At 75.7% G+C, this 24,188-nt stretch carries 25 protein-coding genes; 4 read left to right on the top strand and 21 right to left on the bottom strand.

Features of this window, described 5'->3' with window-relative positions:
• Positions 1–4: 4 nt before the first annotated feature.
• Genes egtD through egtA form a run of 4 tightly spaced genes read right to left on the bottom strand, consistent with a single transcriptional unit; the run spans position 5 to position 4,201 of the window.
• The gene (gene egtD, locus GQ466_RS04905; protein ID WP_161101537.1) at positions 5–955 is read right to left on the bottom strand and encodes an L-histidine N(alpha)-methyltransferase; all 951 of its coding nucleotides are present in this window, start codon (positions 953–955) and stop codon (positions 5–7) included.
• Positions 940–1,698, bottom strand: a complete 759-nt coding sequence (egtC, locus tag GQ466_RS04900) for an ergothioneine biosynthesis protein EgtC (RefSeq protein WP_161101536.1) — start codon at positions 1,696–1,698, stop codon at positions 940–942. The genes egtD and egtC overlap by 16 nt, the downstream gene beginning before the upstream one ends.
• Positions 1,698–3,005, bottom strand: a complete 1,308-nt coding sequence (gene egtB, locus GQ466_RS04895; protein WP_161101535.1) for an ergothioneine biosynthesis protein EgtB — start codon at positions 3,003–3,005, stop codon at positions 1,698–1,700. The genes egtC and egtB overlap by 1 nt, the downstream gene beginning before the upstream one ends.
• Positions 3,002–4,201, bottom strand: coding sequence for an ergothioneine biosynthesis glutamate--cysteine ligase EgtA (egtA, locus tag GQ466_RS04890; RefSeq protein WP_161101534.1), 1,200 nt, complete (start codon positions 4,199–4,201; stop codon positions 3,002–3,004). The genes egtB and egtA overlap by 4 nt, the downstream gene beginning before the upstream one ends.
• 179 nt (positions 4,202–4,380) lie before the next feature.
• Between egtA and GQ466_RS04885 the strand changes: the two genes are divergently transcribed.
• Together GQ466_RS04885 and GQ466_RS04880 are read left to right on the top strand one after the other, a co-directional pair.
• On the top strand, positions 4,381–5,601 hold the full coding sequence (locus GQ466_RS04885) for an RNA polymerase sigma factor (protein ID WP_161101533.1): 1,221 nt from the start codon (positions 4,381–4,383) through the stop codon (positions 5,599–5,601).
• 70 nt (positions 5,602–5,671) lie between these two features.
• Positions 5,672–6,322, top strand: a complete 651-nt coding sequence (locus GQ466_RS04880) for a TetR family transcriptional regulator (RefSeq protein ID WP_161101532.1) — start codon at positions 5,672–5,674, stop codon at positions 6,320–6,322.
• On the opposite strand, the gene GQ466_RS04875 is transcribed toward GQ466_RS04880, so the two are convergent.
• Entirely contained in the window at positions 6,323–6,988 is a 666-nt protein-coding gene (locus GQ466_RS04875; RefSeq protein ID WP_161101531.1) for an endonuclease, read from the bottom strand.
• 135 nt (positions 6,989–7,123) lie between these two features.
• Between GQ466_RS04875 and GQ466_RS04870 the strand changes: the two genes are divergently transcribed.
• Complete coding sequence (locus tag GQ466_RS04870; RefSeq protein ID WP_161101530.1) at positions 7,124–7,354, top strand: DUF397 domain-containing protein; 231 nt, start codon at positions 7,124–7,126, stop codon at positions 7,352–7,354.
• 20 nt (positions 7,355–7,374) lie between these two features.
• On the opposite strand, the gene alc is transcribed toward GQ466_RS04870, so the two are convergent.
• From alc to uraD, 11 genes are read right to left on the bottom strand one after another with little or no spacing between them, the layout of a single operon-like run.
• Positions 7,375–8,406, bottom strand: coding sequence for an allantoicase (gene alc / locus GQ466_RS04865; RefSeq protein WP_161101529.1), 1,032 nt, complete (start codon positions 8,404–8,406; stop codon positions 7,375–7,377).
• Positions 8,403–9,713 carry an allantoinase AllB gene (gene allB, locus GQ466_RS04860; RefSeq protein WP_161102403.1) on the bottom strand — a complete coding sequence of 437 codons (1,311 nt, stop codon included), beginning with the start codon at positions 9,711–9,713 and terminating at the stop codon, positions 8,403–8,405. The genes alc and allB overlap by 4 nt, the downstream gene beginning before the upstream one ends.
• The gene (locus GQ466_RS04855) at positions 9,707–10,843 is read right to left on the bottom strand and encodes a glycerate kinase (protein ID WP_337193321.1); all 1,137 of its coding nucleotides are present in this window, start codon (positions 10,841–10,843) and stop codon (positions 9,707–9,709) included. The genes allB and GQ466_RS04855 overlap by 7 nt, the downstream gene beginning before the upstream one ends.
• Positions 10,840–11,589 carry a TIM barrel protein gene (locus GQ466_RS04850; protein WP_161101528.1) on the bottom strand — a complete coding sequence of 250 codons (750 nt, stop codon included), beginning with the start codon at positions 11,587–11,589 and terminating at the stop codon, positions 10,840–10,842. Before GQ466_RS04850 ends, GQ466_RS04855 begins: the two co-directional genes overlap by 4 nt.
• Before the next feature lie 13 nt (positions 11,590–11,602).
• Complete coding sequence (pucD, locus tag GQ466_RS04845) at positions 11,603–13,903, bottom strand: xanthine dehydrogenase subunit D (RefSeq protein WP_161101527.1); 2,301 nt, start codon at positions 13,901–13,903, stop codon at positions 11,603–11,605.
• The gene (locus GQ466_RS04840; protein ID WP_161101526.1) at positions 13,904–15,253 is read right to left on the bottom strand and encodes an 8-oxoguanine deaminase; all 1,350 of its coding nucleotides are present in this window, start codon (positions 15,251–15,253) and stop codon (positions 13,904–13,906) included. It abuts the gene before it with no gap.
• The gene (locus GQ466_RS04835; protein ID WP_161101525.1) at positions 15,250–15,723 is read right to left on the bottom strand and encodes a (2Fe-2S)-binding protein; all 474 of its coding nucleotides are present in this window, start codon (positions 15,721–15,723) and stop codon (positions 15,250–15,252) included. Before GQ466_RS04835 ends, GQ466_RS04840 begins: the two co-directional genes overlap by 4 nt.
• Before the next feature lies 1 nt (position 15,724).
• On the bottom strand, positions 15,725–16,600 hold the full coding sequence (locus tag GQ466_RS04830) for an FAD binding domain-containing protein (RefSeq protein ID WP_161101524.1): 876 nt from the start codon (positions 16,598–16,600) through the stop codon (positions 15,725–15,727).
• 15 nt (positions 16,601–16,615) lie between these two features.
• On the bottom strand, positions 16,616–17,500 hold the full coding sequence (gene pucL, locus GQ466_RS04825; protein ID WP_161101523.1) for a factor-independent urate hydroxylase: 885 nt from the start codon (positions 17,498–17,500) through the stop codon (positions 16,616–16,618).
• Positions 17,501–17,502: 2 nt separating this feature from the next.
• Positions 17,503–17,817: a hydroxyisourate hydrolase gene (gene uraH / locus GQ466_RS04820; protein ID WP_161101522.1), complete on the bottom strand. Its 315-nt coding sequence runs from the start codon at positions 17,815–17,817 to the stop codon at positions 17,503–17,505.
• Positions 17,814–18,329 carry a 2-oxo-4-hydroxy-4-carboxy-5-ureidoimidazoline decarboxylase gene (uraD, locus tag GQ466_RS04815; RefSeq protein WP_237417595.1) on the bottom strand — a complete coding sequence of 172 codons (516 nt, stop codon included), beginning with the start codon at positions 18,327–18,329 and terminating at the stop codon, positions 17,814–17,816. The genes uraH and uraD overlap by 4 nt, the downstream gene beginning before the upstream one ends.
• Before the next feature lie 138 nt (positions 18,330–18,467).
• Between uraD and GQ466_RS04810 the strand changes: the two genes are divergently transcribed.
• Positions 18,468–18,722 (top strand): hypothetical protein, encoded by a 255-nt coding sequence (locus GQ466_RS04810; RefSeq protein WP_161101520.1) that lies wholly within the window; start codon positions 18,468–18,470, stop codon positions 18,720–18,722.
• 1 nt (position 18,723) lies between these two features.
• On the opposite strand, the gene GQ466_RS04805 is transcribed toward GQ466_RS04810, so the two are convergent.
• The 5 genes from GQ466_RS04805 to GQ466_RS04785 are packed head-to-tail and all read right to left on the bottom strand — an operon-like array spanning position 18,724 to position 24,080.
• Entirely contained in the window at positions 18,724–19,656 is a 933-nt protein-coding gene (locus GQ466_RS04805) for an NAD-dependent epimerase/dehydratase family protein (protein WP_161101519.1), read from the bottom strand.
• Positions 19,653–21,140, bottom strand: a complete 1,488-nt coding sequence (locus GQ466_RS04800; protein WP_161101518.1) for an AMP-binding protein — start codon at positions 21,138–21,140, stop codon at positions 19,653–19,655. Before GQ466_RS04800 ends, GQ466_RS04805 begins: the two co-directional genes overlap by 4 nt.
• The gene (locus GQ466_RS04795; RefSeq protein WP_337193320.1) at positions 21,137–22,330 is read right to left on the bottom strand and encodes a cytochrome P450; all 1,194 of its coding nucleotides are present in this window, start codon (positions 22,328–22,330) and stop codon (positions 21,137–21,139) included. Before GQ466_RS04795 ends, GQ466_RS04800 begins: the two co-directional genes overlap by 4 nt.
• A complete protein-coding gene (locus GQ466_RS04790; protein ID WP_161101517.1) occupies positions 22,327–23,079 on the bottom strand; it encodes a glycosyltransferase family 2 protein in 753 nt (250 codons plus the stop codon). Before GQ466_RS04790 ends, GQ466_RS04795 begins: the two co-directional genes overlap by 4 nt.
• Positions 23,079–24,080: a 3-oxoacyl-ACP synthase III family protein gene (locus tag GQ466_RS04785; RefSeq protein ID WP_161101516.1), complete on the bottom strand. Its 1,002-nt coding sequence runs from the start codon at positions 24,078–24,080 to the stop codon at positions 23,079–23,081. The genes GQ466_RS04790 and GQ466_RS04785 overlap by 1 nt, the downstream gene beginning before the upstream one ends.
• Between the last annotated feature and the right edge of the window lie 108 nt (positions 24,081–24,188).

Here is a 24,188-nt window from a genome sequence, read left to right as displayed (position 1 = left end):
CGGGTCAGGCCGGACGCGAGAGGCTGAGCGAGAAGTCGCCCGCCGCGTCCGTCCAGAACTCGGTGAGCGCGAGCCCCGCCGCCGCCAGCTCGGCGGAAAGCCGCTCCCGGCGGAACTTCGCCGAGATCTCCGTGCGCATCTCCTCGCCGCGCGCGAAACGGACGGCGAGGTCGAGCGCCGGGATCCGGACGTCCTGGTCGCGCCGCGAGCGCAGCCACATCTCGATCTGCTCGTCCTCGGCGTTCCACTTGGCGACGTGCTCGAACGCGTCCGGGTCGAAGTCGGCCCCCAGCTCCCGGTCGATGACCCGCAGGACGTTCCGGTTGAACTCGGCGGTCACCCCGGCCGCGTCGTCGTAGGCGGCGACGAGCCGCCCGGGGTCCTTGACGAGGTCGGCGCCGAGCAGCAGGGCGTCGTCGGGCCCCATCGTGGCGCGCAGCCCGCCGAGGAAGGCGATCCGCGCGTCGGACGGCATGTTCCCGATCGTCCCGCCGAGGAACGCGACGAGCCGCCGCTCCCCGGCCGGCAGCAGCGTCAGGTGCCGCTCGTAGTCGGCGACGACGGGCCGGACGGTCAGCGCCGGATGGTCGGCCGCGATCTTCCCGGCCGCGTCGGCGAGGAAGTCCCCGCTGACGTCCACCGGCACATACGTGCGCAGAGCCGGGGCCAGGGCGTCCAGCAGGATCCGGGTCTTCTCCCCCGAGCCCGCGCCCAGCTCCAGCAGCGTCGCCGCGCCGGTCGCGGCGGCGATGTCGGCGGCCCGCGCGGTCAGGATTTCGCGCTCGCGCCGCGTCGGGTAGTACTCGGGCAGCTCGGTGATCTTCTCGAACAGCGCGCTGCCGCGCTCGTCGTAGAACCACTTGGGCGGCAGCGTCTTCGGGTCGGCGGTGAGCCCGGCCCGGACGTCGCGGCGCAGCGCGGCGGCGAGGTCGTCGTCGGTCAGGAAGCGGTCCACGTGTCTCCTTCGAGTGGGGTGGTCACGGCGCCCGCGGCGGTCGCGCGCACGAGCGCGCGGTCGGGGACGGGACGCCAGCCGGGGGCGCCGTCGGTCGGCTCGGAGGCGATCTCCACGGCGCCCGGCGTCTCCCGGACGAACAGCGAGTCGCCGCAGGTCGTCGCGGCGAGCCCGGTGCCGTCGGCGGCGAGCAGGTTGTACCGGCCGCCGGTGAGGCCGGTGACGGTCCGGACGACCTCGGCGAGCCCGGTCCCGAGGTCGGCGCCGTCCGCCCAGTAGCGGGCGGCGAGGGCGAGCAGCAGGGCGGAGTCGACGGGCGCGCGGGCGTCGGGCTCGACGGGGCCCCCGGCGGCCAGCTCGCGCAGCTTGCCCTCGACGCCCGCGAAGCCCTGGACGATCCCGTTGTGGCTGAACAGCCGCGTCCCGGCCCGGAACGGCTGGGCGCAGCTCTCGTCCACCGGGAACCCGACGGTCGCCGAGCGGACGGCCGCGACCGCGCAGCCCGTCGCGACCGAACCGGCGATCTCCCGGAACGAGACGTCCGTCCACAGCGGGTCGCGCCGCCGGAACCGGGACGGCGCCGGCCCGTCGCCGTACCAGCCGATGCCGAACCCGTCCGCGTTGAGCACGTTGCCGACGTTCATCCGCGGCGCGTACGACTGGTGCTCCAGCGAGTGGTCGCCGTCGAACACCAGCGACCGCAGCGTGCGGGACGGGCCGACGTACGCGAGGTGGCGGCACATCAGCGGGCGTCCCGGGCCGTGCGGAAGCCGGTGAAGATCTGGCGGCGGATCGGGTAGTCCCAGTTCCGGAACGTCGTCCGGACGGCCACCGGGTGCGTCGCCCACGACCCGCCGCGCAGCACCTTGTACTCGGGGCCGAAGAACACCTCGGAGTACTCCTTGTACGGGAAGGTGCGGAAGCCGGGGTAGCCGTGGAAGTCCGAGGACGTCCACTCCCAGACGTCCCCGACCATCCGCCGCACCCCGTACGCGGACGCGCCCTCGGCGTAGGCGCCCGCCCGCGACGGCCGCAGCGCCCGCTGGCCGAGGTTCGCCCGGCCCTCCTCGTAGGCGTCGCCCCACGGGTAGCGGCGCGACCGCGCGGACTCGGGGTCCCACGCGGCGGCCTTCTCCCACTCGGCCTCGGTCGGCAGGCGGCGGCCCGCCCAGCGCGCGTAGGCGTCCGCCTCGTACCAGCAGACGTGCTGGACGGGCTCGTCGGCCGGGACGGGCTCGACGCGGCCGAACCGGCGGCGCGTCCAGGCGCCGTCCTCGCGCGTCCAGAACGCGGGCGCGCGCTTGCCGGACGAGTGCCGCCACTCCCACCCGCGCGGATCCCACCAGCGCGGGTCGTCGTAGCCGCCGTCGTCGATGAACGCCTGGTAGGCCGCGTTGCTGACGGGCTCAACGTCCAGGTAATAAGCGGGGAGGTCCACGATGTGGCCGGGACGCTCGTTGTCGTAGGCCCACGGATCGTCCGAGACGCCCATCGTGAACGGCCCGGCGGGGATCAGGACCTCGTCCGCCGGGGCCGGCGCGCCGGGCGCCGCTGGGACGCCGTCCTCCAGCAGCGCCGCGCCCTCGGCCCGGAGCTGGTGGGTGGCGAGCATCGTCTCGTCGTGCTGGTGCTCGTGCTGGACGACCATCCCGTAGACGAACCCGCCCGCCGTCAGCGGGTCGGGCGTGTCGAACCGGGCACGGTCCAGCGTGTCCAGGACCCTCGCCCGGACGGTCTCGATGTACGCGCGGGCCTCGCGCGGCGGCAGCAGCGGCAGCGACGGGCGCTCGGCGCGCGGGTGCTCGAACGCGTCGTACAGCCCGTCGATCTCGGGCCGCAGCGCGTCCGCGCCCGCCGCCGCGCGCAGCAGCCACAGCTCCTCGTAGTTGCCGACGTGGGCGAGGTCCCAGACGAGCGGGGACATCAGCGGCGACACCTGCGCGGTGAGCGCGGCGTCGTCCAGGACGTCGGTGGTCAGGCCGAGGCTGCGGTCGCGCACGGCGCCCAGCTCCTCGGCGATGCGTTCTTTCAGGGCGTGGTCGTCGGTCACGACACGGCCTCCCGGGGGGTCAGGGCGCCGAGGGCGTCGTCGGCGGGGCAGCGGCCCCGGTCGACGTAGCGGTCGGCGTATTCGGCGACGAGCGGGCGCAGCGCGTCCGCGCCGAGGCGGGGCAGGGCGTCCAGCGCGGCGGCCAGGCACGTCCGGGCGGCGGCGGCCAGCGGGGCGTCGCCGAGCGCGTCGCGGGCGGCCTGCTCCCACCGCTCCCGGACGGGCTCGACGGCCGCCTCGGCGACCGCCGACGCGACCGGGTCGTCCAGCAGCGCGGTCGCGACCGCCACCGGGACGGGCCAGTACCGCACCGGCAGCGCGTCGATCATCCGCAGCTCCAGCCAGCCGCGCGGCCGGACGGGCGGGAACAGCGTGGACAGGTGGTACACGAGGTCGTCCAGCGTCGGCTCGCCCTTGGCCAGCCACTCGCCGAACGTCATGCCGGGGTCGGCGACCCAGTCGCCCGCGTCGGTGTGGACGACCATGACGCGGGCGTCCAGCGCGTAGCGGGTCCAGGACTCCTCGGGCGCCTCGCCGTCGCGCAGGACGGACCCGGTCCGGCTGGGGTCGAGAGCGTTCCAAACGCTCTGCCGGGTGGACCGCAGGCCCGTCCTGCGGCCCCTGCGGACCGGGGAGTTCGCGAACGCCGCGACCAGCACCGGGCCGAGCGCGTGCGCGAGCCGCCAGCGCCGGGCCGCGTCGGCGGCGTCCGCGCCGATGTCGACGCACACCTGAACCGAGGCGGTCGTGCACATCATCGTGAGGCCCGCGTCCTCGAAGCCACCGGCGACGAAATAATCGCGCATGCAGTGATAACGGGGATGCTCGGCCTGGAACGCCGGACCGCGCACCGGATCGACCCCGTATCCGGCGAGCGCGAGCCCGGCGGGGGCCAGGGTCTCGCGCAGGAACGTCACGTCGCGCGACAGCGCCGTGTGCAGTTCGCCGAGGCTCGGGAACGGCTTGGAACTGAGTTCCACCTGCCCACCCGGCTCGTAGGTGACCGCGCTGCCGCCCGGCGGGGCGCCCGCCGCCGCCACCAGCGCGCGGACCCCGGACGCGTCGACACGGGCCGCCGGGTCGTCCACGGCGCGGACGAGCCATTCGGTCTCCGCACCGACCGTCCCGGGCGGCCCCTTCTTGAAACAAACACCGCATATGTACTGGTAGACACCGTCCACCGTCAGTCGGGTCATCGCATCCCTCCTCCAACGAGGGAGGAGCCTTCCCTGCTGAACCGGATCAGGAATCACGACTTGTCATGAAACTTCAAAGACAAGCGGGAACGCTGGGACGGGCTTCTCAGACTTGACCCTGTCCGTTAGAGTCCGCGATACCCAGCAGTTTCACCCGCCGGACGCAGCACGGAGGCCACATGCGAGGGGACCTGGGCTCCCTCTTCGACGCGCACGCCGGACGGCTGCACGCCTACGCCTGGTCGCTGCTCGGCGACCGGCGGGCGGCCGACGCCGTGGCGGACGCGTTCGTCGCGACGCTCCAGCACCCGCCGCGCGGCGACGACGTGCTGTGGCTGTACGCGCTCGCCCGCTCGGCCTGCGCCGAGCGCGGCGCCTTCGACGGCACCCCGCCCGCCTTCGCCGGCGCCGGTTCGGACCCGCTGCTGCGCGCGGCGGCGGCCCTGCGCGCCGACCACCGCGAGGCGCTGCTGCTGTGGGCCGGCGAGTGGCTGAACGTCGCCGACCTCGCCCGCGTCCTCGGCGTCGCGCCCGACACCGCCCACCAGCTCCTCCAGCGGGCGCGGTCCCGGCTGGAAGCGCTGGTGCTGGACGTCCTCATGCGCGGGGCGGCCCCCGCCGACCTCGACCTGATCGAGGCGTTCGAGGAGGGCCGGCTGCCGCACCTGCTCGCGCGCCGCGCCCCCGACACCGCCCCGCCCGGCCTGCGCGACCGCCTGGTCGACCTCGGCCCGGAGGACGCCCTGGCGCTCCCCCGGATGACGGCCCCGAACCCGGTCGTCCTCATCGGCCCCGGCCCGGCGCCGAAGGCGCGCAAGAGCGCGGTGCCGCGGGCGGCGGGCGCCGTCGCGGGCGTCGCCGCCTCGGTCGCGGCGGCGATCGGGATCCTGGCCGCGTGGCCGGGCGGCAAGACCGCCGGGGTCAGCGCGCTGCTGCCGTCCGCCGGGAACGGCGAGACGCCGACGACGTCGCACACGATCCAGAACACGGCCGCCAACGACCCGACGCCGGGCAAGCCCACGCCGACCCACGACGGCGGGCCGCTCACCCAGTACGAGCAGGACCCGGCGCCGATCGTCCCGCCGGCGGCGGGCCAGGGGCACCAGGCGCCGCCCAAGAAGGACAAGAAGAAGAACAAGCCGGACACGGTCGAGGCGCCCACGACGCCGCCGGCCTCCGGCACGCCGACCACTCCGCCGCCCTCGGACCCGCCGCCGTCGGACCCGCCGCCGAGCGGGCAGCCGTCGGATCCGCCGAGCGACCCGCCGTCCGACCCCCCGTCGGACCCGCCCAGCGACCCGCCGAGCGACCCGCCGAGCGACCCGCCGTCGAACCCGCCGCCGTCCGACCCGCCGACGGCGCCGACCGGCGACCCGGCGCCCGCCCCCTCGGGCGGCTGACCGGAGGCTTGCGCAGGTCATCCGGCTTGTCATGGTTGGATCGTGATCGCCGGGTGACTAGCATGCGTCCATGATCGCGAGCGCGCCCGGCACCGGCGGCCCCGCCGGGACGGCGGGCCGGCGGGAACGCAAGAAGCAGCGCACCCGCGAGGCCCTCATCGACGCCGCCTTCACGCTGTTCGCGGCCAAGGGCTACGACGCGACGACGGTCGAGGAGATCGCCGACGCCGTGGACGTGTCCGCGCGGACGTTCTTCCGGTATTTCGCGTCCAAGGAGCACGTCGCGCTGACCGTCCAGGAGGAGCAGCGGACGGCCCTGCTCGCCGCGCTCGCCGCCCGGCCCGCGCAGGAACCGCCGCTCACGGCGCTGCGCAACGCGGTCGTCGCGGTCACGCGGCTCCACGAGTGCGGCGTCCCCGGCCCGGACCGCGACCGGTTCCGGCTGCTGCTGAAGCTGCTCGGCGACGGCGGCGGGCTGCTGGCCGGGAGCCTGGAGCACGCCCAGCGCGGGCTGCGCGACATCGCCGAGATCATCGCGCGGCGGACGGGCGCGGACGCGGCGTCCGACCTGCGGCCGTACGTGCTCGCGTCCACGATGGTGGCGGTGTTCCAGGCCGCGCTGATCGGCGTCAAGGACGACGCGATGGGCTACACCTCGCTCGCCGACGCCCTGTCGGACGCGTTCGCCGCCCTGATCGACGAGGCCGGACGGCCCGGCTGATCAGCGGACGGCGGCCTCGATCTCGCCGTACTCGTCGTGCGCGTCCACCAGGGCCAGCGCGCCGACCAGCCAGGACAGCTCCTCCTCGCGCTCGCCGCGCGCCACGTCGGTCAGCAGCGTGTCGGCGCGGTCGGGCAGGCCGAGGCGCCGGGCGGCGCGGGCGGCGTGCGCGTCCAGGAACGGCCCGGCCTCGGGCCAGAAGATCTGCGCCTCGCGCAGGAAGACGGCACGGCCCGCCTCGTCCATCCCGGGGATCTCGCCGAGCAGGGCGTCGAGCTTCCGGGCGTCGCCGCCGTCCTCGCGGTGGATCGCGTTGACGTCGCCGTTCCACCGGTCGCGCACCAGGCGGGCCGCCGCGCACAGGTTCCGCGCGCCGTACTCGGGATCGGGGTGCCCGGCGCGGGCGAGGGCGTCGCCGACCTCCCGCTCGTCGGCCTCGGCAAGCGGGGCGACGGCGTCGAAGCCCCGGCGCAGCATGGCCCGCATCCCGGCCATCGCGCCCTCGGACGGCGTGCTGTCGTCGGCGAGGATCCCGAGGCACAGCAGCCGGAAGATCCCGGTCGGCGAGTCCGTCACCGTGAACCCGGCCTCCTCGGTGGCGTAGCCGCTCGGGTACCGGTCCAGCAGGGCGCGCACGGTCTGCTTCGTCCGCGGGTCCATCGGCATGGCGTGCCTCCTCCGGTCGACGGGTCCGGCCCCGCCTCCCCCGTTCCGCCGCACGCCAAACACCGGGTCCCGTGAAGCCTTCGGCCATTACTCTGGAGACGACCCTCAGCAAGCCGAACGGAAATGGATGCGCCAGTGAGCGAGAGAGAGCCGTTCATCAGCGACGGCCTGATCATCGAGTTCATCGACGGCAAGGACGTCCCCGTGAACCACAAGGAGTTCGGTGACCGCGCCGTCGTGATGCGCGCGACGAACGACGAGGGGCCGACCCTCTACTTCACCGAGGCCGAGTGGGAGGCGTTCATCGCGGGCGTGAAGGACGGCGAGTTCGACGACCTGCTGGAGGAGCCGGCCGAGAACGGCTGATCCCGTCCCGCCGGGAGGTGTCAGCCCTCCCGGCGGGTCAGCGCGGCGAACCGGTCGGCGAGGGCCCGCTCCCCGGCGGGCGTGAGGTCGCCGAACAGGCGCAGCCGGGACATCCCGCCGTCGGGGTGCAGGCCGAGCCGGACGTGCGTGACCTCGGGCCCGCCGTCGAGCCGGAACCGGTGCCGTCCGTCGGGCTGGACGCGGGTGCGGGGCAGCAGCGGCGTCCAGTCGTCGGGGTCGCCGGCGCGCGCGTCCCGGCCGTCGAGGGTGACGTGGCCGGGCGCGTTGAACTTGAGGTGGGTCGTGTCGATCTCGGCGAGCCGGACGGTCCCGGGCGCGGCCAGCCGGACGACCGCCCAGTCGTGCCCGCCGTCGCGGCGCCGCGCGGTCTCCCAGCCCTCGGACTGGTCGCGCGCCGAGCCGGGGTACAGCATCCGGTCGGGCGCGGAGTAGAAGCTGTTGGAGCACTCGACGACGCGGGCGCCGTTCTCCAGCGCGGCGAGGTCGACGGTGAGGCCGGTGAGCGGGCGCGGGTCGGGCACGACGTCGCCGTGGACGCGCAGCCGCGCCACCCCGCCGTCGGGGAAGATGTTGAGCCGGACGTGCGTGAACCGCCGCGCGACCGCCACCGGGAACGCGTGGGCGGTGCCGCCCTGGAGCGCGGCGCGCGGGACGATCTCGGTCCACTCGGCGGCGGCCAGCTCGTCCGGGGACGGGTGGCCGTCGACCCCGCACGCCTCGACGGACGCGTGCGGCGGGTAGTTCCCGGTGAACCAGGCCGTGTCGATCACGACGCCCCGGATGACGCCGGGCAGCCCGAGCCGGACGACCGCCCAGTCGTGGCCGTAGTCGCCGTCCGGTCCCGGCCGGCGCCGCGCGGTCTCCCAGCCGTCGTACTCCTGGCCCTTCGGCCCGAACGTCGCGGGGCGGAACTCCGGCGCCCACGGGTTGATCAGGTTCTCCTTCTCCTCGAAGGACTCGTCGCTGGCCGCGACGACCGAGCCGCCGAGGGTCCGGACGGCGAGGTCGGGCAGGTCGGGGAAGTCGCTCACGGGGCTCCGTTCCGGGTCAGCAGGGCGCCGCGCGGGACGTCGTCCACCGGGACGCCGCGCAGCCAGGTGGTGACGGCGCGGCCGGCGAGCGTCCGGCCCGCGTAGGCGGTGACGGGGTTGCGGTGGTGCAGGTCGGCGGGGTCCACGACGCGGACGGCGCCGGTGTCGAACGCCACGAGGTCGGCATCGTTCCCGACGGCGATGGCGCCCTTGCGCGGCAGCCCGGCGAGGGCGGCGGGCGCGGCGGCCATCCAGCCGGTGACGTCGGCGAGCGTGCGCCCGCGCTCGCGCGCCGCCGTCCAGACGGCCGCGAACCCGAGCTGGAGCGAGGACACCCCGCCCCACGCGGTCGCGAAGTCGCCCTGTTTGAGGTCGGGCGTGCAGGGCGAGTGGTCGGTGACGACGCAGGTGATCACCCCGGCCGCCAGGCCGTCCCAGAGCGCGTCGCGGTTGGCGGCGTCGCGGATCGGCGGGCAGCACTTGAACGCGGGCGTGACGGCGTCGGCGTCCGACAGCGTCAGGTAGTGCGGGCAGGTCTCGGCGGTGATCCGGACGCCGCGCGCCCGCGCCGCCGCGAGCGGTTCCAGGCAGTCGGCGGCCGACAGGTGCAGGATGTGCGCGCGGACGCCCGTCCGCTCGGCGAGGGCGATGACCCGTTCGACCGCGCGGCGCTCGGCGGACGGCGGACGCGACGCCAGGAACGCGCCGTACTCCCCGGACGCGGGCTCGGTGAGGACGCCCGGATCCTCGGCGTGGACGATCATGAGCCCGTCGAACGCCGCGACGGCCGCGAACGCCGCCGCCATCCGCTCGGCGTCCAGCGGCGGGAACTCCGGAACGCCCGAGTCGGACATGAAGCACTTGAACCCGTACACGCCCGCGTCGTGCAGGGGCCGCAGGTCGGGCAGGTTGCCCGGCACCGCGCCGCCCCAGAACCCGACGTCCACGCCGATCTTGTCGCGGGCCGCCGCGCGCTTGATCCGCAGCGCCTCCACGGTCGTGGTGGGCGGCAGGGCGTTGAGCGGCATGTCGACCAGCGTCGTGACGCCCCCGGCCGCCGCCGCGCGGGTCGCGGTCGCGAAGCCCTCCCACGCGGTGCGGCCGGGCTCGTTGATGTGGACGTGGGTGTCCACCAGGCCGGGCAGCAGCGCGAGGTCGCCGAGGTCGCGGTCGGCGGCGGCGGGCAGGACGGCGTCGTAGGGCGCGACGGCGGCGATCGTCCCGGCGCGGACGGCGACGGCGGCGGGCCGTTCGCCGTCCGGCAGCACGGTCCGGCGGGAGCGCAGCACGAGGTCGTGGGTCACCAGGGTCCTCCCGGGAGGTCGCGGGCGATCGAGGCGGCGAGCGCCCGGAGCATCTGGCCGGGCCCGTTGGCGACGATCCAGGCCAGCGGGTCCCCGGCGCCGGCCGGGACGAGCGAGGTCAGCGTGTGGACGGCCGCGAACCCGGCCTGCCGCGCCTCGGCCTCGCTCAGCTCGCTGCGCCCGGCGAGCACGACGACCGGCACCCCGGCGCGGGCGGCGGCGCGCGCCACGCCGTAGGGGGCCTTGCCGCGCAGCGACTGGTGGTCCAGCGACCCCTCGCCGGTGATCACGACGGCCGCGTCCGCGAGCCGGTCGGCGAACCCGAGCAGGTCGAGGAGGTAGTCGATGCCGGGCCGGATCGTCGCGCCGAGGAACGCCAGCGCCGCGAAGCCCGTGCCGCCCGCCGCGCCCGCGCCGGGCCGGTCGGCGACCGAGGGGTCGGGCGCCAGCACGGCGAGCCGGGCGAGGCCCGCCTCCAGGACGGCCACGTCGCCGGGCGTCGCGCCCTTCTGCGGGCCGAAGACGGCGGCGGCGCCGTCCGGGCCGAGCAGCGGGTTGTCCACGTCGGTCGCGACGACGATCTCCGCCCCGCGCAGCCGGGCCGCGACGCCCGCGAGGTCGAGGGCGGCGAGGTCGCGCAGCGCGGCGCCGCCGGGCGGCAGCGGATGCCCGGCCGCGTCGCGGAACCGGGCGCCGAGCGCGGCGGCCAGCCCGGTGCCGCCGTCGGTGGTGGCGCTGCCGCCGAGGCCGAGGACGATCCGGGTCGCGCCGCCGCGCAGCGCCGCGTCGATCAGCTCGCCGGTGCCGCGCGTGGTGGCGGTCAGCGGGCTCGGCCGCCCGCCCGGCAGGCGGCGCAGCCCGGACGCCTCGGCCAGCTCGATCACGGCGGTCGTCCCGCGCACCGCGTAGGACGCGTGGACGGGCGCGCCCGCCGGGCCGGTGACGGTCGCGGTGCGCCGGGCGAACCCGGCGGCGACGACGGCGTCCACGGTGCCGTCGCCGCCGTCCGCGACGGGCAGCGGGACGACCGGCAGGCCCAGCCCGGCCAGCCCGTCGGCGATGCGCGCGGCGGCCTCGGCGGCGGTCAGCGTGCCCTTGAACTTGTCGGGCGCGACGAGGATGGTCCCGCTCACCAGGCCGCCAGCCAGCCGAAGTCGGCGGGGCCGACGTACTCCAGTGAGATCCAGCCGTCGTAGCCCGCGTCGTCCAGCGCGGCGAGGACGCCCGGGAAGTCCACCGTGCCGGTGCCCGGACGGCCCCGGCCCGGCGCGTCCGCGACCTGCACGTGCCCGAGCGTCGGCTCGTGCGCCGCCTTCACCGGGTCGTCGCCGTTGCTCGCGAGGTGGAAGGTGTCCAGCAGGAACGCGGCATCGGCGCCCGCGTCCCGCGCCCGCTCCACGACGGCCACCGCCTCGGCGGCCGTGGCCAGCGCGTACCCGCCGTTGAACTCGCGGGCCAGCGGCTCGATCAGCGCGGTCCCCGGCACCACGCCCGCCATGTGGACGAGGTTCGCGGTCGCCGTCGCGGCCTCTCCCTGCCCGTAGAGCGTGTTGAAGCGGCGCACGCCCGTCCGCTCGGCGATCCCGGCGAGGACGGGCAGGCTGGACCGGAACTCGGCGACCCGGCCCGGATGGGCGAGGACGCCGCGCTCCCCGGCGGGCATGTCGCCCGCGTAGGCGTTGAGCGCGACCAGCTCGACCCCGGCGTCCGTGACGGCCGCGCAGAACGCGTCCACCTCGGCGGCGCCGGGCACGGGCACGCCCGGCCACGGCCACCAGAACTCCACGGCGCGGAACCCGGCCGCAGCGGCGGCGGCCGGACGGTCCAGGAGCGGCAGCTCCGTGAACAGGATCGAGCAGTTGACCGCGAAGCGTCTCACGGCGGGCCTCCCATCAGCCCACGAGGTGTTCCGGCCGGACGGGCACCCGCGTGAGCGCCTTGCCGGTCGCGTCGCGGAGGGCTGCGACGATCGCGGGCGTGGACGACAGCGTCGGCGGTTCGCCCGCGCCGCGCAAGCCGTAGGGGGCGTGCGGGTCCGGATATTCCACGATGTCCAGGCGCATCGGCGGCATGTCGAGGATGGTCGGGATGAGGTAGTCGGTGAACGACGGGTTCCGGATCGCCCCGTCCGCGACGACGATCTCCTCCATCACCGCGAGCCCGAGGCCCTGCGCGGTGCCGCCGTGGATCTGGCCCTCCAGCGACTGCCGGTTCATGATCCGTCCGACGTCCTGGACGGCGGCCAGCTCGACCACCTTGACCAGGCCGAGTTCGACGTCCACGTCCACGACCGCGCGGTGTACGCACAGTGCCAGCTGGGTGTGGCTGGAGCCCTGGCCCGTCACCGGGTCGAGCGGCGTCGTCGGCCGGTGGTGGTACTCGCGGGTCTCCTCGATCGGGTCGTCCCCGAGGATCTCCGCGACCGTCGCGACCTCGCCCGCCGCGCGCGACACGATCACGCCGTTCCGCACCGACAGGTCGCCGCGGCCCGTCCGGCGCGCGGCCCGCGCGAGCAGTTCCGCGCGCACCGCCTCGCACGCGGCCTTCACCGCGCCGCCCGTCATGTACGACTGCCGGGACGCGCTGGACGACCCCGCGTTGCCCACCGCGTTGTCGGCCGGGGCGATCGTCACCCGGTCCACGCCGAGTTCGGTCCGCGCGATCTGCGCCTTGAGCGTGACGAGCCCCTGCCCGACCTCGGCGGCGGCGGTGTGGACGAGCACGGTCGGCTCCCCGCCGATCGCCTCCAGCCGGACGCGCGCGGTGGACAGGTCGTCGAACCCCTCGGAGAAGCAGATGTTCTTGATCCCGACGCCGTAGCCGATCCCCCGCACGACGCCCTCGCCGTGCGTGGTCTGCGCGACGCCGCCGGGCAGGTTCCGCAGGTCGGAGGTGTCCGCGACGGGCGGCAGCGGCATCGCCTCCAGCCGCTCCAGCATCGGCGCGAGCGGCGCCGGGGAGTCGATGATCTGCCCGGTGGCCAGCCGCGACCCCTGCGTGACGGCGTTGCGGTGCCGGATCTGGACGGGCGTGAGCCCGCACGCGGCGGCCAGCCTGTCCATCATCGACTCGTAGGCGAAGCACGCCTGGACGGCCCCGAACCCGCGCATCGCGCCGCACGGCGGGTTGTTGGTGTACGCGCCGTACCCGTCGATGCGGAGGTTCGGGAACTCGTACGGCCCGACGCCGAGCGACGCCGCGTTGCCGACCACGTTCATGGACGACGAGGTGTACGCGCCGCCGTCCAGGACGATCTGGACGTCCGCGTACAGCAGCCGCCCTTCCTTCGTGGCGCCGTACTCGTACCGCATCCACGCCGGATGCCGGTGGACGTGCCCGAAGAACGACTCCCGCCGGTTGTAGGACATCTTCACCGGGCGTCCGGTGCGCAGCGCGAGCATCGCGGCGTGGATCTGCATCGACAGGTCCTCGCGCCCGCCGAACGCGCCGCCGACCCCGGCCATCGTCATCCGGATCCTCTCGGCGGGCAGGTCCAGGCAGGGCGCGATCTGCTCGACGTCCCGGTGGATCCACTGCGTCGAGACGTACAGGTCGACGCCGCCGTCGTCGGCGGGCACCGCGAGCCCCGCCTCCGGTCCGAGGAACGCCTGGTCCTGGATGCCGACCTCGTACTCGCCGGTGACGACGACCTCCGCCTCCGCGCGGGCCCGGTCGACGTCCCCGACCCGGACGGGCTGGTGCCGCACGATCCCGCCGTTCTCCTGCACCCGGTACCGCTCGGGGTCGGCGACGACGGCCCGCGCGTCGGTGACCGGCTCCAGCACCTCGTAGTCCACGACGATCCGGTCCAGCGCGCGGCGGGCGATCTCCGGATGGTCGGCGGCGACGAGCGCGACCGGCTCGCCCTGGTAGCGGACCTCGTCCACCGCCAGGACGGGCTGGTCGGGCAGGTCCAAGCCGAACACCTTCGCGCCGGGCACGTCCTCGTGCGTCAGGACGGCGTGGACGCCGGGCGTCGCCAGCGCGGGACCGACGTCCAGCGACCGGATCCGGGCGCGCGGGTGGGGGCTGCGCAGCGTCGCGCCCCACAGCATCCCGCTCATCCACAGGTCGGACGCGTAGGCGAACTCGCCGGTGACCTTGAGCGTGCCGTCCGGACGCGGCGGGCTGTCGCCGACGCGGCCCCGGCCGGGCGCGTCGACCCGGCCCGGCGCCTTCACGGGAGCGGCCATCTAGAGCACCTCCCGGGCGAGCGTCATGAGGCGGCGGTGGGCGGCGGCGCCGCGCCGTCCGGCCTCGTCCTGCGCGATGGTGACCAGTTCGTCGCCGCGTACGACCGTCCTGCCACCGACCAGCAGCCGTTCCAGCGGCGGCGTCGCCCCGTAGGCGAAGGCGAGGACGGGATCGTCGGCGGCGGCGTGGAACCCGTCCACCCGCCACAGCGCGACGTCGGCGAGCTTGCCGGGTTCCAGCGAGCCGATCTCGTCCGCCCGGCCGAGGCAGCGCGCCCCGCCGAGCGTCGCGATCTCCAGCGCCTGCCGGGCGGTGAGGGCGCGCGGGCCGTAGCGGGCGCGCTGCATGTAGACCGCCTGGCGGATCTCGCCGGCGAGCGGGACGAACTCGGCGGACGCCGCCCCGTCCACGCCGAGCCCGACCGGCGCGCCCGCCTCCAGCAGGTGCGCCACGCGGGCGATGCCGGAGCCGAGCCGGGCGTTGGAGCTGGGGCAGTGCGCGGTGCCGGTGCCGGTGTCGGCGAGCCGCTTCACGTCGTCGTCGTGCAGGTGGACGCAGTGCGCCAGCCACACGTCCGGGCCGAGCCAGCCCAGCGTCTCCATGTACTCGACGGGGGTCAGGCCGAACTCGCGGCGGGTGTAGTCCTCCTCGTCCAGCGTCTCGGCGAGGTGGGTGTGCAGCCGGACGCCCTTGTCCCGCGCCAGCTCCGCCGACCGGACGAGCAGGTCCTTCGTCACCGAGAACGGCGAGCACGGCGCGACCGCGACCCGCAGCATCGACCCCGGCGACGGGTCGTGGTGGGCGTCGATCGCGGCGGCGGTCTCTTCGAGGATCGTGTCCAGGTCCTCCACGATCTCGTCCGGCGGGAGGCCGCCGCGCGACGCGCCGAGGTCCATCGACCCCCGGCACGGGTGGAACCGGACGCCGACCTCGCGCGCCGCGTCGATCTCGGCGGCGAACAGGTCCCCGCGTCCCTTGGGGAAGATGTAGTGGTGGTCGGTCGTGGTCGTGCAGCCCGACTTGGCCAGCCACGCCAGCCCGGCCGTCGCGGCGCCCGCGACGACCTCGGCGTCCATCTTCGACCACGGCCGGTAGAGGGTCTTCAGCCACTCGAACAGCGTCGCGTCGGGCGCGAGGCCCTGGCTCGCCCACTGGTACAGGTGGTGGTGGGTGTTGACGAGGCCGGGCGTCGCGAGGCAGCCGGTGCCGTCGATCCGCTCGCCGCCGGTGACCGGCGCCGGGCCGGGGCCGACGGCCGTGATCCGGTCACCCTCGATGACGACATGGCCGCCGGGGTGCTCGGCGCCGGAGACCGTGACGACGTGCGCGTTCTCGATGACGACGGTCATGCGTCCTCCCGCCGGCGCGCGGCGGCGAGGCGGACGGCGTCGAGGATCTTCTCGTAGCCGGTGCAGCGGCACAGGTTGCCCGCCAGCGCCTCGCGGATCTCGGCGTCGTCCGGGTCGGGGACGCGGTTGATCAGGTCGTGCGTCTGGACGATCAGGCCCGGCGTGCAGAAGCCGCACTGCACCGCGCCCGCGTCCACGAACGCCCGCTGGACGGGGTCGAGCCCGTCCGCGCCCGCCAGGCCCTCCACCGTCCGGACGGCGCGGCCCTCGGCCTGCCCCGCCGCGACCAGGCACGAGCAGACCGGCAGGCCGTCCAGATAGACCGTGCAGGACCCGCATTCGCCCTGCTCGCAGGCGTTCTTCGAGCCGGGCAGCCCCATCCGCTCGCGGAGCATGTAGAGCAGGCTCTCGCCCTCCCAGACGTCGTCCACGGTCGCGGCGGACCCGTTCACGGTGACGTTCACGCGCATGTCAGGACGCCTCCCTTCGCGTCTGGCCGGTATGTTCGCGCCACGCCCAGCCCAGCGTGCGGCGGGCCAGCACGCCGAGCGCGTGGCCGCGGTACGCGGCGGTGCCGCGCACGTCGTCGATCGGGGACGCGGCGCCCGCGACGAGGTCGCCGAACTTGCGGGCGACGACGTCGTCCAGCGGGCCGCCGCCGTCCCAGTCCAGGTGCGCGGCGAGGAAGTCCTCGGCCTCGCGCGCCCGCAGCGGCGTCGGCCCGGCCGAGCCGATGCCGGTGCCCGCGCGCCGCCGCGCCGGGTCGAGCGCGACCGCGAACGAGCACACGGCGATCACCATCGCGTTCCGGGTGCCGATCTTGGCGAAGTACTGCGGGCCGGGCGCCGTCGGGACGCGGATCGCGCGGATCAGCTCGTCCGGCTCCAGCGCGCTGCGCTTCGGCCCGGTGTAGAACTCGCCGACCGGGATCTCGCGGACGCCCCGCGCGGCGGACTCGGCCTCCACGGTGGCGCCGGACGCCAGCAGCGGCGGATGGCTGTCGCCCGCCGGGGACGCCGCGCCGAGGTTGCCGCCGACCGTGCCCCGGTTGCGGATCTGCGGCGAGCCGACCGTCCGCGCCGCCTGCGCGAGGCCCGGCAGCCGTCCGCCCAGCTCGGCGATGATCCGCGCGTACGGGACGCCCGCGCCGATCCGGATCGCGTCGCCGTCGGCGTCCCAGCCGCGCAGCTCGGCGACGCCGGTCAGGTCGAGCAGCGCGGCCGGGCGCCGGACGTCGAAGTTCAGCTCGACCATGACGTCGGTGCCGCCCTGGATCGGCAGCGCGCCGGGGTGGGCGGCGCGGGCGGCGAGCGCGTCGTCCCAGGTCGTGGGCCGCAGGAATTCCATACCGTCCAGCTTTCCTCAGTTCCAGGCGAACGACGCGTCCGGCGCGTCGCCGGTGAGGACGGTTCCCTCGATCAGCCCGTACGGACGGTCCGCCGCGAAGAACACCTCGTTCGGGTTGTCCAGGCCGAACGGGCTGAGATCGACGTCGAAGTGGTGCTTGTTGGGCATCGCCATCCGGACCTCGCACAGCTCGGTGCGTTCCGTCAGCGCCTTGCGTCCCATCGCGTACAGCGTCTGCTGGAGCGACAGGCTGTACGTCCCGGCGAACGCCTCCAGCAGGCAGCGCCGCGTCTCGCGGAACGACTCCCCGTAGTCGGCGGTCGCGGTGCCGCGGTGCCGCCAGGTCGCGGTGACCTCGGTCGCGAGGACGCGGTCGCGGGTGGGCGGCAGCGTCGTGTACTCGTCCTCGACGTAGCCGTGGAACTCGCTGGCCGTGGAGTTGAGGACGACCAGGTTCTTCAGCCCCGACACGACCGTCTCCGCCCCGCCGGTGCCCTCGCTGTGGACGAGCGCCGTGCGGACCTCCGTCCCGGCCCGGACGAACGAGTGCCGCTCCTCGCTGCCCGGCACGAGCACGCGCTCCCACGCGTACTCCTCGATCTCCACGCGGGCGTGGTGGATCGTGGGCTGGGAGTCGACGAAGTGGCGGGCGAGCAGGAGCGCGAAGTCCTCGATCTCCCCGATGCCGTGCTTGCGGGCGAACGCGAACACGGTGTTCTTCTGGCTGTCGGTGGGCAGGACGGGCGCGTTGTCGCCGGACAGGAACACCTCGTCCAGGTCCCCCGCCAGCGCCACGCTCACGTTGAGGTCCTTGAGGGAGTGGACGGGGCCGTCGCGGTCCACGCGGACGACGCGCGTCTCCGCCTTCCCGTAGCGGTTCGGACCGAGAACGATGGACATTCCTAGCTCCCTCGGTAGGTCGAGTAGGCGAACGGGCTCAGCAGCAGCGGGACGTGGTGGTGCCCTTCATCCGCGACGACGAACGCGACCGCGACCTCCGGGTAGAACGTCGAGAGGGCTTCGGTGTCGAACGTGAGCCGGTGGACGCCCGGGTGGACCGGTCCGAAGTCGCGGACCCGTCCGTCGTCGTCGGTGACGGCCGTCGCGAGGACCGTCCAGCCGTCACGCCGGTCGTCGCAGCGGCGCTCCAGCGTCACCGGGACCCCGGCGGCGGGACGTCCGGCCGCCGCGTCGAGGACGTGCGTGGAGAGCGTCATCGGCCCCCTCCGGTGATCCGGTCGAGCCGCAGCGCGGTGATCTTGGCGAGTTCGGCGCGGACGACGGCGCGCTCGGCGCCGGGGTCGTTGCCGAGCCGGACGCGCAGCGCCGCGAACAGCGCGCCCGGCCCGAGTCCGCTGGCGCACACCAGGTACACGTGGCCGAACCGCGCCTCGTAGGCGCGGTTGCCCTCGGCGAGGGCGCGGCGCAGGGCGTCGTCGGCGGCGTCCATCCCGGACTGCTCGGCGCGCGACCAGGCGGCCTCGCGGTCGGGTCCGGCGGCGCGCTCGCCGATGCGGGGGTGGGCGGCGAGGGCGTCGGCGACGTCGTCCCAGTCGAGCCGGGCGAGGGCGGCGGCGGCGACGCGGTGCAGGTCGGCGGCGTCGCTGTAGGGGCGCCGGGCGGTCACCTCGGCGGCGAACACCGGGGACGCGCAGCAGGCGAGCAGCGCGGCGTGGGCGGCGTCGCCCGGCAGCGCGTTGAACGCGTCCACTCCCGCAGGCTCGGTCAAGAACGTCCCTCCTCCCTGTCTACCTGCAGTAGATCGCCGCGCGGGCGTTCGCGTCGAGGGACGAACTTCCGAACCCGCCGCCGGCGTGCCGCCGCGCTTCGTGCGTTGCTCCAAGCGCTCACGGGGTAGGGGCCGTCCATGCCGCACGAGACGCCGCACCACAAGTGCCGCCATGCCCATGTCCAGGGCGAGAGCGACGGACTGATCGAGACGCAGGGCATCAACGCCGGCCCGCCGATCGACGCCCCGCCGCCGCCCGCCGCCGCGCCCGCGCCCGCCGCGGATCCGCCCGAGCATCCGGCGACGGCGGGCGATCTCTACGACGAGCGCGTCGGCCTGCCGGGCCAGAAGCCCGGCTATCCGGGGCAGCAGAACTCGATCGAGACGAGCTGACTCACCAGCGCGCGGCGCCCGCGAACGACGTCGGGGCCGGGCGCAGGCCGAGGACCGTCCGGGCCGCCGTGAGGTCCAGCGTCCGCTCGACGGCCAGGTGCGCGATCGCGTACCGGGTCAGGCGCGGCGGTTCGCCGCGCCCGGCGAGCAGGTACGCGCCCTCGGCCGCCGCCGCGAGCGGGCGCAGCGCGGCGTGCGGCAGGTAGACCGGACGTGCGCGGACGCCCCGCTCGGCGAGGACCGCGCGCAGGGCGTCGTCCAGCGCCATTGGCTCGGCGTCGGCGACGTTGAAGACGCCGCGCACGGCCGGTCCCGTCGCGGCTCGCACGCACGCGGCGGTGAGGGTGTCGATCGAGGTCAGGCTGATGCGCTGGCGGCCCGTCCCCACGGCGGGCAGCACCGGTCCGCGCACGGCCGCCAGCACGCGCGGCAGCAGCGTCGTGTCGCCGGGGCCGTAGACGGCGTGCGGGCGCAGGACGATCGCGTCCGGCCGCGCGGCCAGCACGGCCCGCTCGGCGGCGGCCTTGGACGCGCCGTACGCGTCGGGGTAGCGGGCGACGGGCGCCTCGTGCTCCTTCGCGCGGACGGTCGGGCGGCGCGGGTCGTACACGCTGGCCGTGCTCACGTGGACGAACCTCGCCGCCGGGAACGCCGCGAGCACCCGGCGCGTCCCGAGCAGGTTGGCGGCGAACAGCCCGGCCGCGCTCCCCCAGTCGGTGACGCTCCCGGCGCAGTGGACGACGGCGTCGACGTCCGGCGCGTCCGGCAGCGGCCCGGCGGTGATGTCCCACGACCGGTAGGGCGCGCCGCCCAGATGCGCGGCGGGGACGCGGGCGCGGCGCCCGAACGCGAGCGCCGCGACGCCCTGCCCGGCCAGCGCCCGGCACACCGCCCCGCCGACGAACCCGGACGCACCGGTCACCGCGACCCTCATCGGACCAGCTCCCGGAGCGCGGCGCGATCGAGCTTGCGGGACCGTCCGGCGCGCGGCAGGGCGGGCAGCACGACGATCTCGTCGGGCAGCGCGGCGTGGTCGAGGACGTCCGGCAGGCGGCGGCGCAGCGCGGCGGGGGTCGCCGTCCCGGTGATCGCGAGGACGACCCGCTCGTCCCCGGTCTCCGGGTCGGGGACGCCCGTGATCGCCGCCTCGTCCACGCCGGGCAGCGCCGCGACCGCCGGTTCGTACAGGCCCGGGTAGAGGTTGAACTTGCCGCGGATCAGCATGTCCTTCTTGCGGGCGGTGAGGACGAGCCGTCCCGCGTCCAGCCGGGCGAGGTCGCCGGTCGCGAGCCGGTCCAGCGGCGGGTCGCCGAGGTAGCCCCGGCACAGGTTCGGGCCGGACAGCAGCAGCTCCCCGTCGTCGGCGAGGGTCGCGTCCGCGAGCGGCGTGCCGAGCAGGTCGCCGTCCGCGCCGGACGCCGTGTGCGCCAGCTTCTCGGCGGCCGTCGCGAGCGCCACCGGCAGGATCTCCGTCATCGCGTACACCGACAGCACCTCGGCGGCGGGCGCGGCGGCGACGGCCCGGCGCAGGATCGCGGCCGGGGCGGGCGCCGCGCCGAGCAGGACGTACCGGAGCGAATCCGGCAGCCTGGGCGCGACGTCCAGGATCTCGGCGAGATGGACCGGGACGCAGAACGTGTGCGTCGCGCCGCGCGCGGCCAGGTCCCGCGCGAACCGCTCCGGGGACCCGCCGAGCGGCGGCAGCGACCAGCGCGCCCCGGCGATCAGCGCGGGCAGGCCCAGCATGAGCTGGTCGGTGTGGACGACGTCGCCCGGCCCGAGCGGCAGCCGCGCCCGGAACAGGTCGAGCGCGGCGGCCAGCGAGCCCTGCGTGTGGACGACCGCGCGCGGGTGCTCGGTCGTGCCCGAGGTGAAGATCACGGCGGCGGGGGCGTCCGGGTCCCCGTCCGCTCCGGGCTCGGGCGCAGGGCCGCGCTGAAGCGCCGCCAGCGACAACGCGCCGCGCGGCACGCCCGGCAGCCAGCGTCCGGCCCGGACGTGGTGCGGGATCCCGAGGTCGGCGAGGTTCGGCAGCAGCAGCCCGCGCTGCCGCGCCCACGCCCGGACGGGCGCCAGCCGCGTCCCGGCGTACAGCAACGACTCGGCCGCCGACCACCTTGGGCCCGCCAGCCGCAGCCGCGCCGCGAACATCTCGGGCCCGGCGCCGGGGTCGGCGAACACGACCACGCCGCCCGCCGCGACGACGCCGAGCGCCAGCACCAGCGACTCCGGGGACGGCCGCACCGAGAACAGCATCCGGTCGCCGTCGCGCAGCCCGGCCGCGAGCAGCCCGTGCCGGACGGCCAGCACCCGCCGCCGCAGCTCCCCGAAGCTCAACGTCGTCCCGTCGGCCGCGACGAGCGCGACGGCGTCCGGCGCGGCGGCGGCCTGATCGAGCAGCCGACGAACAAGCGTCACGACCCAGCCTCCGTCCCGAACGACGCGGACGGCGCGGGGGTGGTGCGGCGTTGCACGAGCAGGCGGCGGTAGGCCGGGATGAGCACGCGCCGGGCGGCGGTGCGGGCGGTGACGGTGAGCGGGCCGGCGTCCAGCAGCGTCCCGGCGACGGCGCGGATCTCGGCCTGCGCGAGCGGGTAGCCGAGGCAGAAGTGCGGCCCGGCGCCGAACCAGAGCCGCCGCAGCTCCGGCGGGTGCGGCCGGTCCAGGTCGAACGGCCCGTAGGCGCGGCAGCAGTTGTGGGTCGCGATGAGCACCCGGTCGCCGGGCTTGACCGCCACTTTGCCGATCTTTGCCGGACGCGCGACGCTCCGGAGCATCACCGGCGTCGGCGTGGTGACGCGCATCGCCTCGTCGATCGCCGGGTCCAGCAGGGCGCGGTCGCGGGCGACGGCGGTGAGCGTCCCGGTGTCGTGCAACAGGGCGAACAGGCGCGGCAGCAGCGTCGCGACCGTCTCGGTGCCGGTGAGGAAGAACGCCCCGGCGGCGCCGCGCGCCTCGTCCGCCGAGAGGCCGAGGGAGCGCATCCGGCCCATGACCGTCCGGTCGTCCCCGGCGGCGTAGGACGCGGCGGCGGCCTCGCCGAGCGGGTCCAGGACGGCGCGGGCGCGGGCGACCTGCGCCGGGGACAGCGTCCGGGTGCGGAGCGAGACCATCGCGACGATCCGCTCGCCGTCGGCGAACAGCCGCCGGTGGTCGACGTCCGGCAGCCCGATGACGGTGGCGATCACGGCGCCCGCGACGGTCTTGGCGACGTCCACGAGGTCCACGGCGTCGCCCCGGTCGAGGCGGGCGGCGAGGTCGGCGAGCGGCCCGGCCAGCACGCGCCCGCACAGCGCGGCCGTGGACGCGGGCGTGAACAGCCCCGTCAGCCGGGCGCGCAGCGCGCGGTGCGCCTCCCCCTCCATGTTGAGCAGGACGGACGGCCCGAGCACCGGCGTCCACAGGTCGCCCGGCGAGCCGGGGCCGTCCTTCCGGAACACGGTTCCGTTCATGAGGACGTCCCGCGCCGCCGCCGCGTCGTTCACCACCACGCCGACGCCGGGCACGCGCACGACCGGCCCGGCCTTCGCCAGCCCGCGCAGGAACGGGTACGCCACCGGGTGCGCGGCCAGGTACAGCCGCCGCTCCCAGTTCACCGGCCGGTTCACCGGACGTCCACGACGTCGGGCCGGTAGCGGTGGTCGGCGTACCAGCCGAGCGTCCGGACCAGCCCGAACGCCCGCAGCCGCCGCACCGACCCGTGCACGACCACGTCCGGCCGCAGCCCGTAGGCCGAGGTCAGGCGGCGGACGCGGTTGACGAGCGCCCGGTCCTCGTGGACGTCCTCGATCCGCGTGCGCGGGAACCCGCCCGACAGCTCGTACAGCGCGGCGGTGATCGCCATGTTGCAGCCGGGCATCATCACGTACGGGCCGAGCGCGAGCGGGTCGCGGTTGCCGGGCCGCAGCCGCCCGAACAGCGCGGCGACGCCGATCACCGCGGGCAGCAGCCGCCGCTCCCAGAGCCGCAGCGGAAACTCGTCGGTGCGCGGACGCAGCGGGCCGCTCACCATCTCCAGGCCGCCGTCGAACGCGCGCTTGACGGCCGCGACCCAGTCCGCCGCCGGCAGGCAGTCGGCGTCGGTGCGGGCCAGATGGGTCGCGCCGGAGCGGATCGCGTGCCGCATCCCGGTGTCGGCGGCCGAGCCCGTCCCCTTCTCCGCCTCGCCGACGAGCCGCAGGTCCAGCTTCGGGTGCGCGGCGGCGAACGCGCGGACGACGCCCGCCGTCCCGTCCCGGCTGCCGTTGTCCACCACCAGCACGGTGAAGTCCGGATCGGTCTGCTCCGCCAGCCGCGCCAGCGTCGCGCCGATGGACCGTTCCTCGTCGTAGGCCGGGACGACCACCCAGAGCCGCATCACAGCTCCGCGAACAGCACGCCGAGGCTGACGCCGCCCGCCAGCCCGAGCAGCGCGACCCGGTCGCCGGGACGGCAGCGGCCCGTCCGCAGCGCGGTCGCGAGCTGGAACGGCAGGCTCGCCGACGCCAGGTTCCCGTGCTCGGGCAGCGTGACGACGAGCTTGCCCGCCGGGATCTCCAGCATCGTCCGCAGCAGCTCCAGGTAGGGCATCGTCACCTGGTGGACGGCGACGATCGCGAAGTCGTCCCAGGTCAGGCCGGTCTTCTCCAGGGCCGTCCGGAAGATCTCCGGCCCGGCGGCGACGAAGACGTCCTTCAGCCGGCGGCCGTCGCCGCTGAAGTAGGTGAACTCGGGGTCGCGCGGGTGCATGGACCCGCCGCCCGGGAGCGTTCCCACCTGCCACGCGGACGAGACGGCCGCGAAGTCCCGGTAGAAGATCCCGCCGTCCGGGGCGGCCTCCAGCAGCACGGCCGCGCCGCCGTCCGACAGCGTGTAGCCCGCGAAGGCGTCCACGAACGCGGCCCGGTCGGCGACGTTCCACCGGATCGCCCGCGACGGCGACTCGCCGGTGCAGACGAGCGCGCGCTCGGCCTGGCCGGTGCGGATCAGCGCGTCCGCCGTCTGGACGCCGTTGAGCAGGCTGTTGCAGGCGTTCTTGACGTCGAAGACCGGGCAGGACGCGCCGAGCTTGGCCGCGACGATGTGCGCGGTCGCCGGCTCGATGAGGTCCTGCGACGCCGACCCGAAGACGAGCAGGTCGAGGCCGTCCGGCGTGAGCCCGCGCTCGGCGAGGGCCGTGCGGGCGGCGGCGACCGCGAGGTCGGACGCCTGCTCGCCGGGGGCCAGGACGTGCCGGGACCGGATCCCGGTCATCCGCTCCACGATCGTCGGCAGCGGCCGGAACCCTCCGCTCGCCGCCGCGACGCGGGCCTCCACCTCGGCGCTGGTCAGCGTGGTCGCGGGCAGGTGCGCCGCCGCCGCGGTGATGCGCGCTCTCATGCTCGGCCTCTCGGGGTCGGGCCCATGGGTCGTTCTCCTCGTGCTCGGTGCCGCTCGATACCGCCGCTGACACCCTCGCCGGACCGCGCGTCCGGCGGCAGAGCACCG

The sequence above is a fragment of the Actinomadura rayongensis genome (assembly GCF_009831215.1).
Taxonomy (GTDB): domain Bacteria; phylum Actinomycetota; class Actinomycetes; order Streptosporangiales; family Streptosporangiaceae; genus Spirillospora; species Spirillospora rayongensis.
This window is presented reverse-complemented; position numbering and strand designations above follow the sequence as displayed.

What these genes read in the sequence shown, in the direction of transcription:
- pucD (WP_161101527.1), bottom strand. Translation starts at nt 13,903, where the DNA reads ATGGCCGCTCCCGTGAAGGCGCCGGGCCGGGTCGACGCGCCCGGCCGG.
- pucL (WP_161101523.1), bottom strand. Translation starts at nt 17,500, where the DNA reads ATGTCCATCGTTCTCGGTCCGAACCGCTACGGGAAGGCGGAGACGCGC.
- GQ466_RS04805 (WP_161101519.1), bottom strand. Translation starts at nt 19,656, where the DNA reads ATGAGGGTCGCGGTGACCGGTGCGTCCGGGTTCGTCGGCGGGGCGGTG.
- egtC (WP_161101536.1), bottom strand. Translation starts at nt 1,698, where the DNA reads ATGTGCCGCCACCTCGCGTACGTCGGCCCGTCCCGCACGCTGCGGTCG.
- GQ466_RS04835 (WP_161101525.1), bottom strand. Translation starts at nt 15,723, where the DNA reads ATGCGCGTGAACGTCACCGTGAACGGGTCCGCCGCGACCGTGGACGAC.
- egtA (WP_161101534.1), bottom strand. Translation starts at nt 4,201, where the DNA reads ATGACCCGACTGACGGTGGACGGTGTCTACCAGTACATATGCGGTGTT.
- GQ466_RS04885 (WP_161101533.1), top strand. Translation starts at nt 4,381, where the DNA reads ATGCGAGGGGACCTGGGCTCCCTCTTCGACGCGCACGCCGGACGGCTG.
- GQ466_RS04840 (WP_161101526.1), bottom strand. Translation starts at nt 15,253, where the DNA reads ATGACCGTCGTCATCGAGAACGCGCACGTCGTCACGGTCTCCGGCGCC.
- GQ466_RS04875 (WP_161101531.1), bottom strand. Translation starts at nt 6,988, where the DNA reads ATGCCGATGGACCCGCGGACGAAGCAGACCGTGCGCGCCCTGCTGGAC.
- uraH (WP_161101522.1), bottom strand. Translation starts at nt 17,817, where the DNA reads ATGACGCTCTCCACGCACGTCCTCGACGCGGCGGCCGGACGTCCCGCC.
- GQ466_RS04830 (WP_161101524.1), bottom strand. Translation starts at nt 16,600, where the DNA reads ATGGAATTCCTGCGGCCCACGACCTGGGACGACGCGCTCGCCGCCCGC.
- GQ466_RS04785 (WP_161101516.1), bottom strand. Translation starts at nt 24,080, where the DNA reads ATGAGAGCGCGCATCACCGCGGCGGCGGCGCACCTGCCCGCGACCACG.
- GQ466_RS04810 (WP_161101520.1), top strand. Translation starts at nt 18,468, where the DNA reads ATGCCGCACGAGACGCCGCACCACAAGTGCCGCCATGCCCATGTCCAG.
- GQ466_RS04880 (WP_161101532.1), top strand. Translation starts at nt 5,672, where the DNA reads ATGATCGCGAGCGCGCCCGGCACCGGCGGCCCCGCCGGGACGGCGGGC.
- GQ466_RS04790 (WP_161101517.1), bottom strand. Translation starts at nt 23,079, where the DNA reads ATGCGGCTCTGGGTGGTCGTCCCGGCCTACGACGAGGAACGGTCCATC.